The sequence below is a fragment of the Actinoplanes subtropicus genome (assembly GCF_000721705.1).
In the GTDB taxonomy this organism is placed as follows: Bacteria; Actinomycetota; Actinomycetes; order Mycobacteriales; family Micromonosporaceae; genus Actinoplanes; species Actinoplanes subtropicus.
Genome location: NZ_JOJL01000006.1, coordinates 25,234 through 43,313, shown reverse-complemented (window position 1 = coordinate 43,313; position 18,080 = coordinate 25,234). Strand labels below are relative to the sequence as shown.

25 protein-coding genes are annotated in these 18,080 nt (G+C 71.4%); 11 read left to right on the top strand and 14 right to left on the bottom strand.

What is annotated here, in order from left to right:
• Positions 1-59: 59 nt before the first annotated feature.
• Both IH26_RS0109735 and IH26_RS0109730 read left to right on the top strand, forming a co-directional pair.
• A complete protein-coding gene (locus IH26_RS0109735) occupies positions 60-1,334 on the top strand; it encodes a vanadium-dependent haloperoxidase (protein WP_030435811.1) in 1,275 nt (424 codons plus the stop codon).
• 41 nt (positions 1,335-1,375) lie between these two features.
• On the top strand, positions 1,376-2,593 hold the full coding sequence (locus IH26_RS0109730) for an MFS transporter (protein ID WP_030435810.1): 1,218 nt from the start codon (positions 1,376-1,378) through the stop codon (positions 2,591-2,593).
• Here the strand turns inward: IH26_RS0109730 and IH26_RS0109725 are convergent.
• The 3 genes from IH26_RS0109725 to IH26_RS0109715 form a co-directional block, all read right to left on the bottom strand.
• Positions 2,590-2,850, bottom strand: coding sequence for a hypothetical protein (locus IH26_RS0109725; RefSeq protein ID WP_157437139.1), 261 nt, complete (start codon positions 2,848-2,850; stop codon positions 2,590-2,592). The two genes, IH26_RS0109730 and IH26_RS0109725, sit on opposite strands and share 4 nt — an antisense overlap.
• A 139-nt stretch (positions 2,851-2,989) precedes the next feature.
• Positions 2,990-3,643 carry a DedA family protein gene (locus tag IH26_RS0109720; RefSeq protein ID WP_051807870.1) on the bottom strand — a complete coding sequence of 218 codons (654 nt, stop codon included), beginning with the start codon at positions 3,641-3,643 and terminating at the stop codon, positions 2,990-2,992.
• Between the two features lie 101 nt (positions 3,644-3,744).
• A complete protein-coding gene (locus IH26_RS0109715) occupies positions 3,745-4,185 on the bottom strand; it encodes an SRPBCC family protein (RefSeq protein ID WP_030435807.1) in 441 nt (146 codons plus the stop codon).
• A 60-nt stretch (positions 4,186-4,245) separates the two neighbouring features.
• On the opposite strand from IH26_RS0109715, the gene IH26_RS63865 reads away from it, so the two are divergent.
• A complete protein-coding gene (locus IH26_RS63865) occupies positions 4,246-4,833 on the top strand; it encodes a TetR/AcrR family transcriptional regulator (RefSeq protein ID WP_030435806.1) in 588 nt (195 codons plus the stop codon).
• 5 nt (positions 4,834-4,838) lie between these two features.
• Here IH26_RS63865 and IH26_RS53375 read toward each other — a convergent pair whose 3' ends face one another.
• Positions 4,839-5,024, bottom strand: a complete 186-nt coding sequence (locus tag IH26_RS53375; RefSeq protein ID WP_051807868.1) for a hypothetical protein — start codon at positions 5,022-5,024, stop codon at positions 4,839-4,841.
• Positions 5,025-5,067: 43 nt separating this feature from the next.
• A complete protein-coding gene (locus tag IH26_RS0109700) occupies positions 5,068-5,907 on the bottom strand; it encodes a LysR family transcriptional regulator (RefSeq protein ID WP_030435805.1) in 840 nt (279 codons plus the stop codon).
• An 81-nt stretch (positions 5,908-5,988) separates the two neighbouring features.
• Here IH26_RS0109700 and IH26_RS0109695 point away from each other — a divergent pair, with 81 nt between their 5' ends.
• On the top strand, positions 5,989-6,711 hold the full coding sequence (locus IH26_RS0109695; RefSeq protein WP_030435804.1) for an SDR family oxidoreductase: 723 nt from the start codon (positions 5,989-5,991) through the stop codon (positions 6,709-6,711).
• On the opposite strand, the gene IH26_RS0109690 is transcribed toward IH26_RS0109695, so the two are convergent.
• Positions 6,698-7,099 (bottom strand): winged helix-turn-helix transcriptional regulator, encoded by a 402-nt coding sequence (locus tag IH26_RS0109690; RefSeq protein WP_030435803.1) that lies wholly within the window; start codon positions 7,097-7,099, stop codon positions 6,698-6,700. The genes IH26_RS0109695 and IH26_RS0109690 overlap by 14 nt on opposite strands.
• An 80-nt stretch (positions 7,100-7,179) precedes the next feature.
• Between IH26_RS0109690 and IH26_RS0109685 the strand changes: the two genes are divergently transcribed.
• The 5 genes from IH26_RS0109685 to IH26_RS0109660 all read left to right on the top strand — a co-directional run bounded on the left by IH26_RS0109685 (position 7,180) and on the right by IH26_RS0109660 (position 10,271).
• Positions 7,180-7,953 carry a nuclear transport factor 2 family protein gene (locus IH26_RS0109685; protein ID WP_030435802.1) on the top strand — a complete coding sequence of 258 codons (774 nt, stop codon included), beginning with the start codon at positions 7,180-7,182 and terminating at the stop codon, positions 7,951-7,953.
• A 411-nt stretch (positions 7,954-8,364) separates the two neighbouring features.
• On the top strand, positions 8,365-8,526 hold the full coding sequence (locus IH26_RS61265; protein WP_169789741.1) for a hypothetical protein: 162 nt from the start codon (positions 8,365-8,367) through the stop codon (positions 8,524-8,526).
• Between the two features lie 3 nt (positions 8,527-8,529).
• Positions 8,530-8,847 carry a PGPGW domain-containing protein gene (locus IH26_RS55720; RefSeq protein WP_051807865.1) on the top strand — a complete coding sequence of 106 codons (318 nt, stop codon included), beginning with the start codon at positions 8,530-8,532 and terminating at the stop codon, positions 8,845-8,847.
• Positions 8,840-9,658 carry a DedA family protein gene (locus IH26_RS0109665; protein ID WP_342668256.1) on the top strand — a complete coding sequence of 273 codons (819 nt, stop codon included), beginning with the start codon at positions 8,840-8,842 and terminating at the stop codon, positions 9,656-9,658. The genes IH26_RS55720 and IH26_RS0109665 overlap by 8 nt, the downstream gene beginning before the upstream one ends.
• 34 nt (positions 9,659-9,692) lie before the next feature.
• Positions 9,693-10,271 (top strand): DUF4352 domain-containing protein, encoded by a 579-nt coding sequence (locus IH26_RS0109660; protein WP_157437138.1) that lies wholly within the window; start codon positions 9,693-9,695, stop codon positions 10,269-10,271.
• Here the strand turns inward: IH26_RS0109660 and IH26_RS53370 are convergent.
• A complete protein-coding gene (locus IH26_RS53370; protein ID WP_051807864.1) occupies positions 10,258-11,244 on the bottom strand; it encodes a M15 family metallopeptidase in 987 nt (328 codons plus the stop codon). The two genes, IH26_RS0109660 and IH26_RS53370, sit on opposite strands and share 14 nt — an antisense overlap.
• 102 nt (positions 11,245-11,346) lie before the next feature.
• A complete protein-coding gene (locus IH26_RS0109650) occupies positions 11,347-13,146 on the bottom strand; it encodes an arabinofuranosidase catalytic domain-containing protein (protein WP_030435796.1) in 1,800 nt (599 codons plus the stop codon).
• Positions 13,147-13,282: 136 nt separating this feature from the next.
• On the opposite strand from IH26_RS0109650, the gene IH26_RS0109645 reads away from it, so the two are divergent.
• A complete protein-coding gene (locus tag IH26_RS0109645; protein WP_245665075.1) occupies positions 13,283-13,933 on the top strand; it encodes a double zinc ribbon domain-containing protein in 651 nt (216 codons plus the stop codon).
• Here the strand turns inward: IH26_RS0109645 and IH26_RS0109640 are convergent.
• The 3 genes from IH26_RS0109640 to IH26_RS0109630 are packed head-to-tail and all read right to left on the bottom strand — an operon-like array spanning position 13,922 to position 15,397.
• Positions 13,922-14,125 carry a hypothetical protein gene (locus IH26_RS0109640; RefSeq protein ID WP_157437137.1) on the bottom strand — a complete coding sequence of 68 codons (204 nt, stop codon included), beginning with the start codon at positions 14,123-14,125 and terminating at the stop codon, positions 13,922-13,924. The two genes, IH26_RS0109645 and IH26_RS0109640, sit on opposite strands and share 12 nt — an antisense overlap.
• A gap of 12 nt (positions 14,126-14,137) precedes the next feature.
• Positions 14,138-14,965 carry an SDR family oxidoreductase gene (locus IH26_RS0109635; protein ID WP_030435793.1) on the bottom strand — a complete coding sequence of 276 codons (828 nt, stop codon included), beginning with the start codon at positions 14,963-14,965 and terminating at the stop codon, positions 14,138-14,140.
• A 9-nt stretch (positions 14,966-14,974) separates the two neighbouring features.
• The gene (locus IH26_RS0109630; protein WP_211268618.1) at positions 14,975-15,397 is read right to left on the bottom strand and encodes a TIGR03618 family F420-dependent PPOX class oxidoreductase; all 423 of its coding nucleotides are present in this window, start codon (positions 15,395-15,397) and stop codon (positions 14,975-14,977) included.
• Positions 15,398-15,446: 49 nt separating this feature from the next.
• Between IH26_RS0109630 and IH26_RS0109625 the strand changes: the two genes are divergently transcribed.
• Positions 15,447-16,217, top strand: a complete 771-nt coding sequence (locus IH26_RS0109625) for a (2Fe-2S)-binding protein (RefSeq protein ID WP_051807863.1) — start codon at positions 15,447-15,449, stop codon at positions 16,215-16,217.
• Here the strand turns inward: IH26_RS0109625 and IH26_RS0109620 are convergent.
• From IH26_RS0109620 to IH26_RS0109610, 3 genes are all read right to left on the bottom strand, one after another.
• On the bottom strand, positions 16,207-17,013 hold the full coding sequence (locus IH26_RS0109620; protein WP_030435790.1) for a CbtA family protein: 807 nt from the start codon (positions 17,011-17,013) through the stop codon (positions 16,207-16,209). The genes IH26_RS0109625 and IH26_RS0109620 overlap by 11 nt on opposite strands.
• Positions 17,014-17,016: 3 nt before the next feature.
• Positions 17,017-17,232: a CbtB domain-containing protein gene (locus IH26_RS0109615; protein ID WP_034214462.1), complete on the bottom strand. Its 216-nt coding sequence runs from the start codon at positions 17,230-17,232 to the stop codon at positions 17,017-17,019.
• Positions 17,233-17,412: 180 nt separating this feature from the next.
• Positions 17,413-18,006: a hypothetical protein gene (locus IH26_RS0109610; protein WP_051807862.1), complete on the bottom strand. Its 594-nt coding sequence runs from the start codon at positions 18,004-18,006 to the stop codon at positions 17,413-17,415.
• Positions 18,007-18,080 lie beyond the last annotated feature (74 nt).

Here is an 18,080-nt window from a genome sequence, read left to right as displayed (position 1 = left end):
GTCTGCCGCATGGTTTGATGCCCATGGATGGATGTCGGATCGATTGGGGGATCAGACCGATGGCCAGTCATCAGCGGAAGCGCGTCCTCGCCGGGCTCGCCGTGGCGGCCGCGCTCACCTCGTACGTCCTGCCCGCGACGCCGATCGCGGCGGCCGCCGCCGACCGGGGGCCGAACTCCGTGATCGTGTGGGACCTCAACGCGCAGACGGCGATCTGGGACGTGGCGCACCAGCAACCGCAGTACCAGGGGCGCAGCTTCGCGATCGTGCACGGCGCCATCTACGACGCGGTGAACGCGATCGCCGGCCGGCCGTACCAGCCCTATCTGATCGCGCCGCGGGCCGACGGCCGCGAGTCCGTGGACGCCGCCGTGGCGACCGCGGCGTACCGGACCCTGACCTGGTTGTTCCCGCAGCAGCAGGCGGCGGTGCAGGCGCAGTACACCAGCTTCCTGGCCACGATCCCGGACGGGCGGGCCAAGACCGGCGGGATCCGGGTGGGCGGGAGCGCCGCGGCCGCCATGATCGCGGCGCGGACCGGCGACGGCTCGGACGGCACGCAGACCTGGACCGTCGGCACCCAGCCCGGGCAGTGGCGCCCGACGCCGCCGGCGTACGCCTCGGACGGCGCGGTGGTCGGCCACGTCAAGCCGTTCCTGATTCCGAGCGCGTCGATGTTCCGGACCGCCGGGCCGCCGGCGCTGACCAGCGCGCAGTACGCCAAGGACATCAACGAGGTGGCGGCCATCGGCGGGGTGAACAGCACCCTCCGTACCGCGGACCAGACCCAGGCGGCGATCTGGTGGCAGGACCGGCGCCTGTCCGAGTGGGAGATCAAGCGCCAGATCGCGGTCGACCGGCACCTGAACACGCTGCAGGCGGCGCGCATGTTCGCGATGGCCGACCTGGCCGCGGCCGACGCGGGCATCGCCTGCTTCAACGAGAAGGAGGCGTGGATGCGCTGGCGGCCGGTGACGGCGATCCAGCTGGCCGACACCGACGGCAACCCGGCGACGGTGGCCGACCCGGCCTGGATGCCGCTGCTCGTCACGCCGCCGCACCCGGACTACACCTCCGGGCACACCTGCTTCACGGCGGCGACCATGGGCGCGCTCCGGTACTTCTACCGCACCGACCGGATGACGTTCAGCGCGTACAGCGCCGACGCCGGCGCGACCCGGCACTTCACGAGCTTCTCGCAGGCGCTAGCCGAGGTGATCGAGGCGCGGATCTGGGGTGGCATCCACACCCGGACGGCCGACGTCCAGGGCGCGAAGATCGGCACCGACGTCGTCGCCTACATGACGGCCCACTACTTCAAACCGTCCCGGTAATTGCGTCGCGGGGCCGGCACCCCGATCAGTACAGTCTCGCGGTGCTCGCAGTCGCGGAACGTGTGGTGCCGGCCCGGCTGGGCAGCTCGTTCCGCTGGCTGCTGGCCTCCTCGTGGATCACCAATCTCGGCGACGGCATCGAGATCGCGGCCGGCCCGCTGCTGGTCGCCTCGCTGACCGGCGACCCGTTGCTGATCTCGCTGGCCGCCCTGCTGCGCTGGCTTCCGCCGCTGCTGTTCGGCCTGTGGGCGGGCGTGCTCTCCGACCGGCACGACCGGCGGCGCATCGTCATGCTCGCCGACGGCAGCCGCGCGGTGGTGCTGGCCGTGCTGGTGGTGGCGCTGGCGACCGGGCGCCTGCCGGTGGCCGGGGCGCTGCTCGCGCTGGGGCTGCTGTCCACCGCCGAGGTGTTCGCCGACAACACGGCGGCGACGCTGACCCCGATGCTGGTCGGGCGGGACGACCTGGCGCTCGCCAACGCGCGGCTGCAGTTCGGCTTCCTGTCGCTCAACCAGCTGGCCGGGCCGCCGATCGGGGCCGCGCTGTTCGCGGCCGCCCGCTCCTGGCCGTTCCTGGCCCAGGCGGTGCTGGTCGCCGCCGGGGTGCTGCTGGTGGCGAAGGTGCGGGCCCCAGCCTCTCGCGTGGTGGAGCGCGGCACCGCTCTCCGGGACATCCGGGAAGGCTTCGGGTGGACGGTGCGGCATGCGGCCGTACGTACGCTCGTCCTGACGATTTTGATCTTCAATGTCACCTTCGGCGCGGCCTGGTCCGTCCTGGTGCTGTACGCGTCGGACCGGCTCGGGCTGGGCGCGATCGGCTTCGGCCTGCTCACCACGGTGTCGGCGGTCGGCGGCCTGCTCGGCACCGGGCTGTACGGCTGGATCACCGCCCGGGTCAGCCTCGGCAACGTGATGCGGGCCGGCCTGATCATCGAGACACTGACCCACGGAGCCCTCGCGCTGACCACGTCGCCGGCGGTCGCGCTGGCGATCTTCTTCGTGTTCGGGGCGCACGCCTTCATCTGGGGCACGACGTCGATCACCGTGCGGCAGCGGGCCGTCCCCGAGCACCTGCAGGGCCGGGTGACCAGTGTGAACACCATCTGCGTCTTCGGCGGCCTGGTGGCCGGGTCGGCGATCGGCGGCGCACTGGCCACCCACTTCGGGGTGACGGCGCCGTTCTGGTTCGCGTTCGTCGGCTCGGCCGTCTTCGTGGTGCTGCTCTGGCCGCAGCTGACCCGGATCGCCCACTCCCCTTAGCTCACGATCGGGGCCTCCGGGAGCAGGCGATCGCTCCGGATCTGGGCCAGCACGCCGGAGGCCATCTGGTGTCCCCAGCCCCGGCCGGCGTGCTCGCGCAGGACCGCCTCCGGGGAGGTGCCGAGCCGCTCGGCGATGTCCGCGATCCGGTCGTGCATCTCCTGCTCCACCGTGCGCCGGTCGATGGCGATGCCGTGCTGGTTCAACGTGGCGACGAACTCGTCCACCAGACGCGCGACTGTTGTTCCTGCTGGCACCGGTGTCTCCTCGGATCGTCAGGCGATGACGACAGTGTGGCCGTTCATGATCCCCGACCCGCGGTGGCGCGGCGGCCTTGATCGGCGGTGTCCGTCGTGCGGGGTCGGTTGTCCGACTAACTCGCCACCATCCGAATGGTCACGGCAGGTCTTTCACTTCCTCCATCCACGGCGGGCTGCTTTCGGCCGTACGGAAGCGGGCCACCGCCGCGATCAACCGGGGGCGCAGGCGCTTGGCGACCCGCTTGGCGACGCTGTGCAGGCCGGCGAGGAGGAAGCCGAGCGCGATGCCGAAGGCGGCGGCCAGGATCGGCGAGTCGGCGAAGGCCACGCCGCCCAGCCGGCCCAGGCCGATCGAGTACCCGGCCCACAGCACGTTCGAGACGACGCTGCCCAGGTAGAACGGACTCAACGGCAGCCGGACCGAGCCGGCGGTGAGGGTGACGGCGGTGCGCCCGTACGGGATGAACCGCCCGATCACCAACGCGACGCTGCCCTGCCGCAGCAGGGTCTCCTCGGCCCTCGCGATGGCCGCCGCGAGCCTGCCGCGCTTGAACCGGGTGCTCGCCTTGCCGCCGACGTAGTACGACATCCGGTCGCCGGCCACGCCACCCGCGACGGCGGCCCCGGCCAGGAGGGCGAGGCTGGGGGAGCCGGTCGCCGAGATGGCCCCGAGCCCGATGATGACGGCTTCCGACATGGCGACCGGAACGAAGCCGTCGACCGCCACCAGCACGAACACGATGACATAGAGCCACGGCGACGAGATCAGTGGCATCAGGTAGTGCAGCATGGCCCCCTCGATCCGTGCCGTGACCGTACGGATCTTGCAGGCCTGGCCGCGACGATGGTGCCCCGACAACCTCCCCCGGCGCAACCCCGACGCGATCTGTCCTACGCGCCGGCCTGATGGAGGCGGTGGTAGGTCTCCAGGACGGGCGGGAGGCCCTCGGTCAGCATCTTCCGGCGGACGGAGCCGAGCAGTCTTGACATCGCGAAGCCGCCGGGGCCGGTGAATCCGGTGTGCCTCCAGGTGAAACGGGTGCCGCCGGGGATCTCCTCGAGCAGGTAGGTCACGTCGGTGTCGGCGTCCCACGTGTAGTGCATCTGGTGCGGGGCGGTAACGGAGATCACTTCGCAGTGGACGATGCCGTCCCAGCCGATGGTCGGCTTGCCGACGAACCGGAAGGTGGTGCCCGGCACGGGTGCGAAGCCCTCCGGGCGCCCGCCCCGCCCGGTGGTCGTCCACCGTGCGACCTGCTCGGGGTCGGTGAGGACGTGCCAGACCTCGGCCACGGGATACGGGTAGTCGCGAACCACGGTGTACTCGCTCATGCCCTCAGCCTACCTAACGGTGGGTAGGTTGCCAACCGGCCGTTAGGTAGACTGTTCGGCATGACCACCCGACACCGTCGCGACGGGGCGGAGACGCGGGCGCTGGCCCGCCGGACGGCGCTGCGGCTGTTCACCGAGCAGGGCTACGAGGCGACGTCGCTGCGGCAGATCGCCGACGAGCTCGGCATCAACAAGGCCTCGCTCTACTACCACTTCGACAGCAAGGAGGCGATCCTGCGGTCGCTGCTCGGGGAGCGCGGCCGGGAGGCCGAACAACTGCTGACCTGGGTACGCGAGCAGCCCCGCACCCCGGACGGGCTCACCGTGGCGGTGCTGCGCTGGGTGGACTCCTTCACCGCCGAGAAGCTGCAGGGCATCCGGTTCATGAACGCCAACCCGCTCATCACCCGCACCCTGACCGGCGAGGCGGGCGGCGACCGGATCGGGGCCAGCCTCAACCAGCTCGCCGGCGAGCTGACCGCCCTGCTGCCCGACCCGTCCCCGCCGAACGTCATGCTGCTGCGGATGGCGGTGCTCAGCATCAACGCCGCGGTCCAGGCCGCCCCGGCCACCGGCATCGACGACGAGGCCGTGGTCGCCGCCGCCCGGCGAGCCGCCCGGGCGATCCTGGCCGAGCTCGCGAGTTAGGCGGGTCAGCCGGCGCCCAGCTGGGTCGCCCGGGCCTGCTCCAGGCTGCCGGCCGGTTCCGGCCGGTCGCGCTTCGGCTCGGTCTCGACCATCTCGACGTAATCCTCCGGCCGGACCCGGGCCGGCAGCTCGCCGAACTCCACGAACCTCAGGTACGCGAAATCGGCGTCGGAGAGCGGTTGGTCACCCATGACCCCAGTCTCGCGCCGGGATCGGCCGCCGCATATCGGTCGATCAGAGCCGGGTGGCCGCCCGGACCAGGCCGGCCACGGCTCGCGAGTGGGTCTGCGGCGGCCAGGCGATCACGGTGGTCACCGGCGGGGCGTCCGGGACCGGGACGGTGGTGAGGTCGGAGCCCAGCTGCGCCCGGGTGGATTCGGGCAGGACCGCCGCAGCCCGGCCCAGCGAGATCAACTGCAACAACTGCGTGTGATCCCGTACGGCGGGGCCCGGGCCGTCCGGATAGCCCCCGTCCCGGTACGGCCAGCGGGGCAGCGGCAGTCCGGGGATCTCGGCGGCCTCGGCCAGCGAGAGCGCGCCCCGGTAAGCGAGCGGGTGGCCGGCCGGCAGCACCAGGACCTGGCCCTCGGTGCGCAGTTCCTCGTAGTCGAAGCCGGCGATCGTGTCGTACGGCCGGTGCAGCAGGGCCACATCGGCGCGACCGTCGCGCAGCGTGCGCTCCTGCTCGGCGATCCCGCACAACAGCACGTCCACCTCGGCGGCATCGGGCTCCGACGCGTACGCGTCAAGGATCTTGGCCAGCAATTCGCTGGACGCCCCCGCCTTGGTGACCAGAACGACGCCCGGTTTTCGCGCCCCGGCCCGGCGCGCCCGGCGGTCGGCGGCGGCCAGCGCGTCGAGCGCGGCCCGGCCCTCGGCCAGCAGCACCGAACCGGCCTCGGTGAGCGTGACCGCGCGGCTGGACCGCTCCAGCAGGGTCACGCCGAGGCGCCGCTCGAGCCGCTGGATCGCCCGGGACAGCGGCGGCTGCGCCATGGCGAGCCGCTCGGCCGCCCGGCCGAAGTGCAACTCCTCGGCGACCGCGACGAAGTACTCCAGCTCCCGCGACTCCACGCCGCAACGATACCCGCGGGGTATCGCCGGGCACCCAAACGGTGTTGGCCGCCCACCGGGGTCGCCGGACACGATCGATTCATGAGTGAGAGCACGATTGCGCTGGTCACCGGCGCGAACAAGGGCATCGGGTACGAGGTCGCGGCCGGGCTGGGCGCGCTGGGCTGGCGGGTCGGGGTCGGCGCCCGGGACGGCGGCCGCCGGGACGAGGCGGTGGCGAAGCTGCGGGCGGGCGGCGCCGACGCGTTCGGCGTGCCGCTCGACGTCACGGACGACGAGAGCGTACGGGCGGCCGCCGAGCTGGTCGAAACGGCGTACGGCCGCCTGGATGTGCTGGTCAACAACGCCGGCATCACCGGTGGCATGCCGCAGGACCCGATCGAGGCCGACCTCGACGTCGTCCGGCGGGCGGTGGAGACCAACGTCATCGGCGTCATCCGGGTCACCAACGCGATGCTGCCGCTGCTGCGCCGCTCGGCGTCGCCCCGGATCGTCAACATGTCGAGCAGCGTCGGCTCGCTGACCCTGCAGAGCGGCGGCGGGGAGATCGGGCCGATCGCGGTGGCCTACTCGCCGTCGAAGACCTTCCTCAATGCGGTGACGATCCAGTACGCCAAGCGGCTCGCCGACACCAACATCCTGATCAACGCGGGGTGCCCGGGGTTCGTGGCCACCGACCTGAACGGCTTCCGCGGGGTGCGTACGCCCGCGCAGGGCGCCGCGATCGCCATCCGGCTGGCCACCCTGCCCGACGGCGGCCCGACCGGCGGCTACTTCAACGACGAGGGCGTCATCCCCTGGTAGCGCCGGACGTGGCGGCCTCGTCGTGGCGTACCCGCGCGTGGCGGATGTCGTCGCGGTGGGCCACCGCCCATTCGTGCAGCGCCATGATCGCGGGGACCAGCGTGCGGCCGAGGTCGGTGAGCTCGTAGTCGACCCGCGCCGGCACGGTGGGGTAGACGGTGCGGCTGACCAGGCCGTCGCGTTCGAGGTTGCGCAGGGTGAGGGTGAGCATCCGCTGGCTGATGCCGTTGATCTCGCGGTGCAGCTCGTTGAACCGGTGGGTGCGCTGCCCGAGCCGGACGACGATCAGGGTGCTCCACTTGTCGCCGACCCGGTCGAGGACCTCGCGGATCGGGCAGTCCTGGTCGAGCGGGTCCGCGGCGGGCACACCGGTGTGCGTGGCTGACATGAATGTGCCTCCTTACGCCTTCGCCCATGCTCACCCATCATGGGGTTACGCACAAGCAGTAACCACCACGAGGGATGGTCATGAGCGCTCGGAACAAGGAAATGGTGCTCCACTTCTACGAGGAGCTGTTCGGCCGCGGCAATCTCGCCGTGATCGACGAGTACCTCGGCGACGAGTACATCCAGCACAACCCGCACGCCCCGAACGGCGCCGACGCCCTGCGCGGCTTCGTGACCGGCTTCCGGCAGCGTTTCCCCGGGCTGCGCCACACGATCGTGCACGCCATCGCCGAGGACGACCTGGTCCTGCTCCACAGCAAGGCCGAGCTTGCGCCGGGCACCGTGCAGGGCGTGGCCGACCTGTTCCGGGTCCGGGACGGCAAGGTCGTCGAGCACTGGGACGTGCTGCAGGAGATGCCGGAAACCACCGCCGGCGGCAACGACGTGTTCGCCACGCTGAGTGCTCCGGGCGGCCCCGAGTCGTCCACCGCGGAGAGCAAGAAGGTCGTCACGGCGCTGTTCACCGAATTGGCCGAAGGCCGGGACCCGACCGCCTGGGACCGGTACGCCGCCGAGCCGTACTACGAGCACAACCCGACGCAGCCCAACGGCCTGGCGGCGGCCAAGGCGGCCTTCGCGGCGGCGTTCGAGAACCCGCACTTCAGCATGGGCCTCAAGCGAGTCATCGCCGAGGGCGACCAGGTGGCCGTCCACCACGACCTGAAATTCGCGGCGGACGGCCCGGGAGCCGCCGTCATCGACATCTTCCGCGTCCGCGACGGCCGCGTCGTCGAGCACTGGGACATAGTCCAGCCGATCCCGGCCACCTCGGCCAACGACAACACGATGTTCTGACCGCGGAGGTCTTGGCCGCCGGCGGCGGGCGCCGCCGCGGGGTACTAGCGCGCCGGGATCTCGGTTGATGCGGTTGCGGCTGCCGGGTGAAGAACGCGGGGAGGTGGATCAGGAGCAGGGCGGGCAGAGCGATCAGTGCGATGAGGGCCCGGTATCTGACGGCCGGGTCGTGGGCGCCAAAGGTCAGGGCACAGCCGAGGTTGGCGACAGTGGGTGTCCAGCAGGCGTACCAGGCCCACCGGTGCCGGTGCCGGCTGATACGGCTCAACGCCCTGGTGCTGGTGGTGGCGCTGGCCGTCGGTGTTCGCCCCGCGGTTCGAGCGGACATTGCCGAGTCCCGGCAATCCTGACGTACCGATCGTATCCGGCTGTCTCCGCGTGCCCGGCCGGCCCCGTGGGCACCATGGAGGCATGACCAAGCCAACTGACAAGATCGCCAAGTTCGCCCGAAGTCCGCGCGGTCAGCGGCTGCTGCAGCAGGCGCAGGCCTATGCCGCCCGCCCGGAGAACCAGCGCCGCCTCGCCCAACTACGGGAGCGGCTCGCCGCCCGAGGCCGCACCCAGGGTCGCTGACCGATGCCGTCGAAGCGACCCGCCGTCGCCCGCATCGCCCGGACCGGCGGCGGCGTGGTCCTGCTGGCCGTCGGTGCCGCCCTGCTGGTGCTGCCCGGCCCCGGACTGCTTGTCATCGCGGCCGGGCTGACGCTGCTCGCCGCGGATCACGACTGGGCGCGTCGCATGCTCAGCAGGGTGCGGCGGCGGCGCCCGCCGTCCGGTGACCGAGTCCAGGACGGCCGGGAGGAACGCGCCACGCCGAACGCGGAACGCGTCCCTTCCGCTCGTCTCGAACGGATCAGACCGGCCGCGGCCCGGGTTTCCCACGACGATGAGTGACCTGCAGGGCCTGGCCGGATGGGTGGCGTCGGTCATCGAGGCGCTCGGCGAGTTCGGTGTCGGCCTGCTTGTCGCGCTGGAGAACGTGGTGCCGCCGATCCCCAGCGAGGTCGTGCTGTCCCTGGCCGGCTACCTGGCCTCGACGGGCCGGGTGAGCCTGGTGCTGGTACTGACCGCGGCGACCGCGGGCTCGGTGGCCGGCGCACTCGTGCTCTACGGCCTGGGCCTGCGGTTGGGCGAGGAGCGGCTGCGCCGGTGGCTCGACCGGATCCCGCTGGTCGACCCGGCCGATCTCGACAAGGCCGACCAATGGTTCGAGCGACACGCGCGCCGTGCCGTGCTCTTCGGGCGGTGCGCTCCGGTCGTACGCTCGCTCGTCTCTGTCCCCGCCGGCGCCAATCGCATGCCTCTCGGCCGATTCGTGGTTTTCACCGCGCTCGGCAGCGGCCTGTGGAACACCCTCTTCGTCGGGCTCGGGTATCTGCTCGGCGAACGCTGGCGAGACGTGGAGCGGTACAGCCACTGGTTCGACTACGCGCTGGGCGCGTTCTTCCTAGGTGCCGTCGCCTGGTGGGTAGTCAACAAACGGCGGCGCGCGGCCGCCGCCCATGGCGACCGCCCGCCGCGATCAGCTGCGGGTTCCGGCTCGCGAGAAGTCGGTGTCGGCGTCGCGACCCGCAGCGCTGGTGCACCCAGCCCTCAGCTGCACGAAGCCATGCCGCCAGAATGCGCCCTCCTGTCCGATCAGGCGAAGGATGACACTGATCGGCCGAAAGCGGTGGCCCCGCCCGGCTCGCTGACCGACAGTTGAGGGAGCGAGTCCGGCCGGCCCATGGAGTGGCCCGATGTCGTACGACCCTCATCCGCAACGCCGCCCCCCGTTGAAGCCGCTGTACGCCGTCCTGCTCGGGGTCGGCGCGATCGTCGTGCTGCTCGTCGTCGGCGCCGCGGCGCAGCGCTACACCACCAAGGCCGCCACCGCCCCGCCCGCCGAGTCCGCCAAGACCACGCCGGCCGCGCCGGCGACCCCGGGGGTCGGGGCCGCCGTGCGGGACGGCAAGTTCGAGTTCGTCGTCTCCCAGGTCGACTGCACGCAGACCACGCTGGGCGCGGAGCAGTTCAAGCGCACCGCGAAGGGCAAGTTCTGCGTCGTCAGCCTGTCCGCCCGCAACATCGCCGGCGGGGCGCAGTTCTTCCTCAGCTACGCGCAGAAGGGCTTCGACGCGGCCGGTGCCGAGTACGGCGTCGACGAGATCGCCGACCTCTACGTCAACCGCGACACCAAGACGTTCCTGGACCGGGTCGCCCCCGGCGAGCGGGTGGCTGGCAAGATCGTCTTCGACGTCCCGAAGGCGGTCACGCTGACCACCCTCGAGCTGCACGACTCGCTGCTGTCCGGGGGCGTGAAGGTCAGTTGCCGGTGATCGACCAGTGCCACGGCTCCGACGGCAGGTTCTCGAAGCCGTACCTGCTCGCGTTCGCGGCCAGCCACTGGTAGGCGACGCTGTCGTGGTTGGGGATGGCCCGGCCGCCGTACGTCAGGTCGACGGCCAGCCCGATCTCGTGCAGCGAGTGTCCCGGGATCGCGGTCGGCACCCGGCAGGAGGAGGCCGGCGCGGTCCAGATGTCCGGGCAGCCGTTGGTGACGCGCAGCTTGATCTGCTGTTCCTTGGTGCGGAAACCGCCGCCGGACATCGGCACGCCGGCCTTCGCCGCATCGTCGATCATGTGCTGGAAGGCGTATGCGATGGTCTTGTTGACGGTGATCCCGTAGACCTGGGTGGTGTCGTCGATCGTGAAGGTCGCCCGGGTGTCGGTGACCACCTGGCGGGCGAGCTGGGCGGCCCGTGCGGCGGCGTCCGGGTCGTAACCGCCGAAGGCCGCGATCTTCTGCTCGGCGTTGCGCACCGCCACATTCGCCGCGTGCCAGGCGTCGTTGGCCGCGGCCAGCTTCGCCGTGGCGGTGCGCAGGCGGGTCTGCGCGGTGCGCAGCGTGACCACCGACCGGTTCAGATCCGCGCTGCGCTGTCGCTCGGCGGCCAGCTGCCGGCGGCGCTCGATCGAGGTCTTGGCCGCCTTCCGGGCGGCGCTGGCCGTGGCGTACGCACGCCTGGCTTTGAGGTTTGCGGAAGTTGCCATCGTGACCGAGGCCTGGGCCGCGCTCTGCGAGATGATCGCCTCGCCGATCGCGACCTTACTGGTGATCACGGTGCGCCGCAGGTCGGGCAGCATGGCGCGGAGCTTGACGATCTCCGGGCTGCCGTTGAACGCCGTGTACATCAGCGACGACCAGGTCTTGGCCGCGGCGGGCACGACGGCATCGGCCGGTTGCGCCGAGACCCCGACGATCGGAGTGGTGGCCAGCACGGCGGCCACGATGGCCCGGTACTTCCGCACGCGAATCCTCCCCAGGATGTGCCGGAGGCCCGCACCGGAAGGCACGGGCCTCTTCTACGCCGGAAGCAATCGGCCGCCGGCGTGGCTACTGAAGGGGTTCGGTCAGCTCAGGGCGAACTTCTGCGCTCCGCTACCGTTGCAGTCGTAGATCTGCAACCGAGTGCCGTTGGCCGTGTTGCCGCCGGGGGAGTCGAGGCACCGGCCGGATTGCGGGTTGCGCAGCGAGCCGTCGGCCTGCTGCTGCCAGTTCTGGCCGCCGACGCCGTTGCAGTCCCAGAGCTCGACCGGGGTGCCGTTCGCGGTGCCGTTGCCGTTGATGTCCAGGCAGCGGCCGAGCGTGCGGAGCGCGCCGTTGCCCAGGTGCACCCAGTGCTGGTCGATCGCGTACGACTGGCAGTCCCACAACTGCACCGCGCTGCCGTTGCCGCCGGTGTCGTCGGCCGCCACGTCGACGCACTTGCCGCCCGGCCCGGCCGCCGGGCCGCCGCCGTCGACCGCGAACTTCTGCGCTCCGCTGCCGTTGCAGTCGTAGATCTGCAGCCGGGTGCCGTTGGCGGTGTTGCCGCTGGGAGAGTCGAGGCACCGGCCGGATTGCGGGTTGCGCAGCGAGCCGTCGGCCTGCTGGAGCCACCTCTGGCCGCCGACCCCGTTGCAGTCCCACAGTTCGACCTGGGTGCCGTTGGCCGTGCCGTTGCCGTTGATGTCCAGGCAGCGGCCGAGCGTACGCAGGGAATTGTCGGCGTAGTGCGTCCAGTGCTGGTCCGAGGCGTACGACTGGCAGTCCCACAGCTGCACGGCGGCCAGGTTGCCGCCGGTGTCGTCGGCGGCCACGTCCACGCACTTGCCGCCGGGCCCGGTGACCGTGCCGGCCGGCCCGTTCGGCACGCTGGTCTGCCCCGAGTAGCCGACCGCGACGACGTTGGCCTGCACCGCGTTCTCGGCCGTGTCGGTGGGGTAGCCGGCGGTCATCGCGCCCTCGAACCAGGTGCCCCGGTTGCGGTTGCTGTTGTCGCCGCCGATGCCCAGGATGATGCCGCCCTCCTGGTGCATCGGGCGGTACCCGGGCTTGTCCGTCGGCAGCGAGCCGCTCCACCACGTGCTGAGTCCGCCGGATTGCGAGTTTCCACCCTTTATTGCGTACGTCGTTTGCCCGTCGTTCTTCAGCACCGCCGTGACGAAGGCCGACTTGTTGCCGGCGTTGGCCGTATTGGAGCCGTTCGCGCCCTGGAACATGCCGTTCTCCATATCCGCCTCGACCCACGGTCCGGAGCCGGTGCACGGCTGGAAGTAGCAGGTCGTGGCGATGCTGACCGCGTCCATGTGGCCGTTGCCGGTGTCGTAGGGCGTCGATTCGGCGTTGCCGTAGTCGAAGCAGCAGTCCGAGTTGACGTGGGTGCCGCTGGCGACCATGTACACGCCCTCGGCCTGACCGTTGACCGCGACACCCGAGGCAACCCCGGTGAAGCGATAGCCAATTCCCGGCGAAACCCAGATTCCGTACGCCTTGTGGCCGCCCGCGGTCACCGCGATCTCGCTCGCGTCGGCGCCGCGGTCGCCGCTGCCGGCCCCGCCGTCGGGCGCGATCGACAGGTCGTTGTGCCGGCCGGTCTGGTCGTAGATCCTGGTGATCCGGCAGGTCGTGCCGTTGCAGAAGGCGTCGTGGTCGCCGGCGTTGACGTAGCCGCCGGTCGCCAGCAGCCCGACATCGTGGGTGGCGCCGTCGGAGGCGCGGGTGAGCTGGTAGAGCGCCCCGCCGTAGGACGCGAGCAGGGCGCGCACGGTGCTGTGCGCGGCGACGCAGGGCGTCCCGGCGGCGGCGTAGCTATCACAGGGCAGGGAGGCGGCCGCCGGGGCCGCCGGTGCCGGGACGACAAGCAGGAGGGCGGCGAGGAATCCGCGCATGGGGAGTCGCTCCTCATCGAAGTATTTAACTGTGTTGACAGTCTTACTCCGGCCCCTACCGCGCCGTCGATAAAGTCGCGTCACTTAGGTACCGTCTGCACCGGGCAAGAGGCGCTTGGGGGCAAGAAACATGGGCATGGTCGGCTTCACGGACAACTACCAGGACCGGTCGACGCAAGAGGGCTACCAGTTCGAGTTCTACTGCGAGCGCTGCGGCAACGGGTACACGTCGTCGTTCAAGCGCTCGGCGATGAACTTCGGCGGCAAGCTGCTGCGGATGGGCGGCGACCTGCTCGGCGGCGAGCTCGGCCGGCGCGCCTCCGAGCTGGGCTGGGACGCCAACTGGCTGCGGGACGGCACCCGCGGCCCGGCCTGGGACAAGGCGCTGCAGAACGCGGTCGAGGAGATCCGGCCCAACTTCAACCAGTGCCACCGCTGCGGCGAGTGGGTCTGTCACCAGGTCTGCTGGAACGACGAGCGCGGCGTCTGCGTGAACTGCGCCCCCAAGCTCGACCAGGAGATCGCCGGCATCCAGGCGAGGGCCCAGGTCGAGCAGCTCAACACCAAGATCCGTACGGTCGACTGGACGCAGGGCACGAACTACGACTCGACGGCGGTGGGCCGCTGCCCGTCCTGCTCGAACGAGACCGGCGGCGGCAAGTACTGCCAGCACTGCGGCACCCCGCTCGCGGCCGCCCCGGAGGCGAAACGCTTCTGCGGCCAGTGCGGCACCCAGGTGAACGCGAGCGCGATGTTCTGCACCGGCTGCGGTTCCTCAACCGCCTGACGGCAGCAGGGTCAGGCAGCGATCCGGGCTCTCCACGTGGGCGTTGTGACCGAGCGCGGCCAGCGTCACCACCGGGACACCCCACCCCGCCAACCGGGAGTCGGTGTTCATCGGGTCACGCGCGCCGCGCGCCGGCGTCACCACCGCCGTCGACCGCGCCACCAGGCCGCCCAGCCCGTGCAGGAGCAGCACGCGGAGCGCCACCTACGCGCCGCCCTGGGCCTCGATCGAGACCGGCTGCCACTCGCGCCACTCGGCGAGGCGGGACTCGTAGTCGGCGGTCGCGATGCCCAGCGGCACCTCGCCGAAGAAGACCCGTAGCGGCGGGTTCTCCGCGTCCACGATCTTCAGGATCGCCGCGCGGGTGGCGGCCGGGTCGCCGGGGCTGGAGACCCGCTTGCGCCGGCCCTCGGCGGCCACCTCGCGGACCTTCTCGTAGGTGGGCGAGGGCGTCGCGTGCTTGGCCGAGGAGCCGCCCCAGTCCGTGCTGTACGCGCCCGGCTCGACCAGCGTCACCTTGATCCCGAACAGCGCGACCTCCTGCGCCAGCGCCTGGCTGATGCCCTCGAGCGCCCACTTGGACCCGTTGTAGATGCCGATGTTCGGAAACGCGGAGACCCCGCCGATCGAGGACACCTGGATGAGGTTGCCGCCGCCGCTCTCCCGCAGGTAGGGCAGCGCGCCCTGGGTGACCCACAGCGCCCCGAAGACGTTCGTCTCGAACTGCGCGCGGGCCTCCTGCTCGGTGATCTCCTCGATCATGCCGAACTGGCCGTAGCCGGCGTTGTTCACCACCACGTCGAGGCGGCCGAAGTGGTCGTACGCCCGGGCCAGCGCCGCCAGCACAGCTTGCCGGTCGGTGACGTCCAGCGCCATGGTCAGCACCCGGTCGCCGTAGCGGGCGGCGAGGTCGTCGAGGGAAGAGGCGTCGCGCGCGGTCGCCGCCACGCGGTCGCCGCGGTCGAGCGCGGCCTCGGCCCACTCCCGTCCGAAGCCGCGCGACGTGCCGGTGATGAACCAGGTCCTGGCCATGCGAGCGTCCTAACTGCCGTAGATGCGGGTCGGGGTGATCAGCACGGCCGTCCGGCGCTGGGCCAGCATCGTGCGGTCGTACTCGTCCCAGTTGTCGTGGGTGCCGCCGGCCGCCGTGAAGATCTCGCGCAGCAGCAGGCGCAGGCCCTCCGCGTCGACGCCGGGCGCCGGATCGTCCGGGCCGATCAGCGACGCCTGCCCCTCGACGGTCGCGTACCGCCAGCCGCTGCGGAACGCGACGGCCAACTGGGGGCGCGCCCGGAGGTTGGCGAGCTTCACCGCCCCGTACGTCACGAAGGCCAGCCGATCACCGACGATCCCGGTGTTGACCAGCGAGGACTGGATGGACTGGTCGGCCCGCAGGGTGGAGACGATCGCGAGGCCGGTCTCCTGGCGGCTGAGCTCCCAGGCGGCGGTCAAAGTCAAACCCACCCCCAAAGCCTAGACGTACGCCGGGAAACCGCACCGTACTGTGGGACGCGTGCGTGACGCGGGCCCGGTGCTGAGCAGAACCGCCGAGCTCGGGCCCTACTTCGCCTGGGAGCCGTGGGACGGCGACGCGGTGCGCTGGCGGCCGTTCGCCGACCTGCTCGACGTGGCGGTGGTGGCCGAGCGGGTCGGGGTGGCGCGGCGGACGCTGATCGCGATGAGCGGGCTCGGCGAGGACGAGGTGGGTGAGCGCGAGGTCGCCTCGATCACCTTTCTCGGGTGGGCGGCGCGGCTGGTCTCGCCGCTGCTCGGGGCGGTCGCTACGGGTGCGGCGTTGCCGTTGCCGGAAATCGGGCAGCTGCGCTGGCGGGAGGTTCCCGGCGGGCCACTTCCCCTCGCGTACGGGGAAATGGGTCTCTTGGAAGTTTCGGGGTTGACCGGCCCGGAGATCGCCGAGGCGGTCGGCGGGCTGCCGGCGCTGGTGCCGATGGTGGCGGTGTTCGCCGACCGGTTCCACCTGCCCGAGCACCTGCTCTGGGGCAACGTGGCGTCGGCGCTGGGCGGCGCGGCCGGGATGATCGCGGACGCCGAGCCGGAGCACGCCGGACGGGCCGCGGAGGTGGTGGCGGCGCTGCTGGAGCGGGCGCCGCTGGCCGGCACGGCGCAGCTGGAACGGCCGGATCAGCGGCGCGAGCGGTGGTTCCTCGTACGCCACAACTGCTGCCTCTACTACCGGATCCCCGGCGGCGGCACGTGCGGCGACTGCGTGCTGACGCCGGAGGAGGTCCGGCGCCAGCAGTGGCAGCGGGTGCTCAGCCGTTGACGAGCGCGGGCGCCGGGCGGGCCGCCGAGCCTGCCAGCAGCCGCTCGGCCATCGGCGCGAAGACCAGCCCGATCGTCGCCCAGAGGACGAGCTGCGCCCCGATCGAGTAGAACCGGAAGTGGAACAGCACGTCGGCCGGGAAGCCCGGGAATACGATCTTGCCGGTCGGGTCGGTGAGCGGCTCCGGCGTCTCGGCGACCCGCGGCAGGACCAGCATCACGATCCCGGTCGCCAGGATGAAGACGCCCCCGGCGATCAGCGACGCGTTCCACGTGCCGAAGCGCGCCCGCAGCCGCTTGCCCAGCCACACCGTCAACACCAGCAACAGGATCGACGCGACCACCATCAGCAGGTAGTACGAGCTGCGCTGCCGGATGGTGTCCTCGTCGCCGATCGCCGGCGGGTTGGCCGGATACTTGAGGAACGGCACCAGGTAGATGCCGAGAAAACCCCCGCCGGCCACGAGCAGGGCGAGCGAGCGGGGGCGCAACCGCCCGGTGCGTCCGAGACAGATGGCGTACGCCACGGCGAACAGCAACCCCATCGCCACCCCGAACAGGATCATGCCCACGCCGATCCCGACGTTGCCCTGCACGGCCCGGGAGAAGACCTCGCCGTGCTCGTGCGGGGCGATGCCGGCGGCCGAGTTCAGCGCCTCCTGCGCGTGGTCACGGCCGTCCTCGTAGTCGATCGCCTGCTGGATCTGCGGCTCGGCGAAAATGCGGGCGAACACGAAGGCGAGCAGCCCACCGATGGCGCCGGCCAGCAGGCCCCGCCATATGATCCGCTTCTCCATGGCTCAGTGGCAGGGGAAACCGAGGAAGTGGCGAGCGTCGTGCACGAACTCGTGGACGTGCGTGTCGCTGCCGAACACCGAGACCGCGCCCTGGTCGACGCCGATGAAGTAGTACAGCGCGATCGCGAACAGCGCGGCGCCGGCCAGCCAGAGCACCGCCCGGGAGCCGGGAATGACCAGCGGGGTGGCGGCCGTGGTGGGGTGCGGCATAGAGCTCATGAAAGCCTCCTTGGGGATCGTGCGTCCCTCGTGCGGATGGGGCATGGGCGGCGGGTGAGTATCTGACTTCCGGCGCGATGCCGGCTCACAGTGGCGCGACCGTGCTGGACAACCTTTCGGGGGGACCCAGCTTCCTCACACCGACCCGAGACTGACCCTATGTCCCGCCCATCCGGGCCGTCAACGCGGGCCCTCTCGGCGGGTCGGCAGCGGGCGGTCGCCCGGCAACACCCACTGGCGGTCGATGCGGCCGTCGACCAGCACGAGGACGGCGATGCCGCCACGCGTGCCGTCCGACCAGGTGCCGGCGACGGTCTGCCGGGCCACGTCGACGACCAGGTCGCCGTGCCACGGATGGGCGCCGGCCACCGCCGCCGCCAGGGCCGCCCGGTCGAGCTCGCCGGCGCCGGGACCGTCCGGCAGCGGCGAGCGGCCGGCCTGGGAGACGCTCGTCCAGTTCGCCACGACGAGGCCGTCGCGCAGCACGTTGACGTCGGCGCCGCTGCGAACCGTGCCGTCCCGGTGGGTGACGTCCCACGTGTAGGCGACCCGATCGGCTCCGTCGACCACCAGGGTGCGTGGGGCGAAGAGGTTGCCGACGTCCCGCTGATACTTCCGGACGAACGCCTCGGTCTCCGCCGGGCCGACGACCTGGTCCAGACCGGGCGTCTGCGCGGACCATTGCCGGCCACCGTCGGCGACAAGCCGGTGGGCGAGCGACGCGTCCTCGTTCCACATCCGGCACCACCGGACGGGCATCTGCTCAGGTGTCATGCCCGCCACCCTGGTGCCCACCGGCGACACCGTCCTGTCGGTGTTTGGCGGCCATACCGAAGGCACGTGCTTGT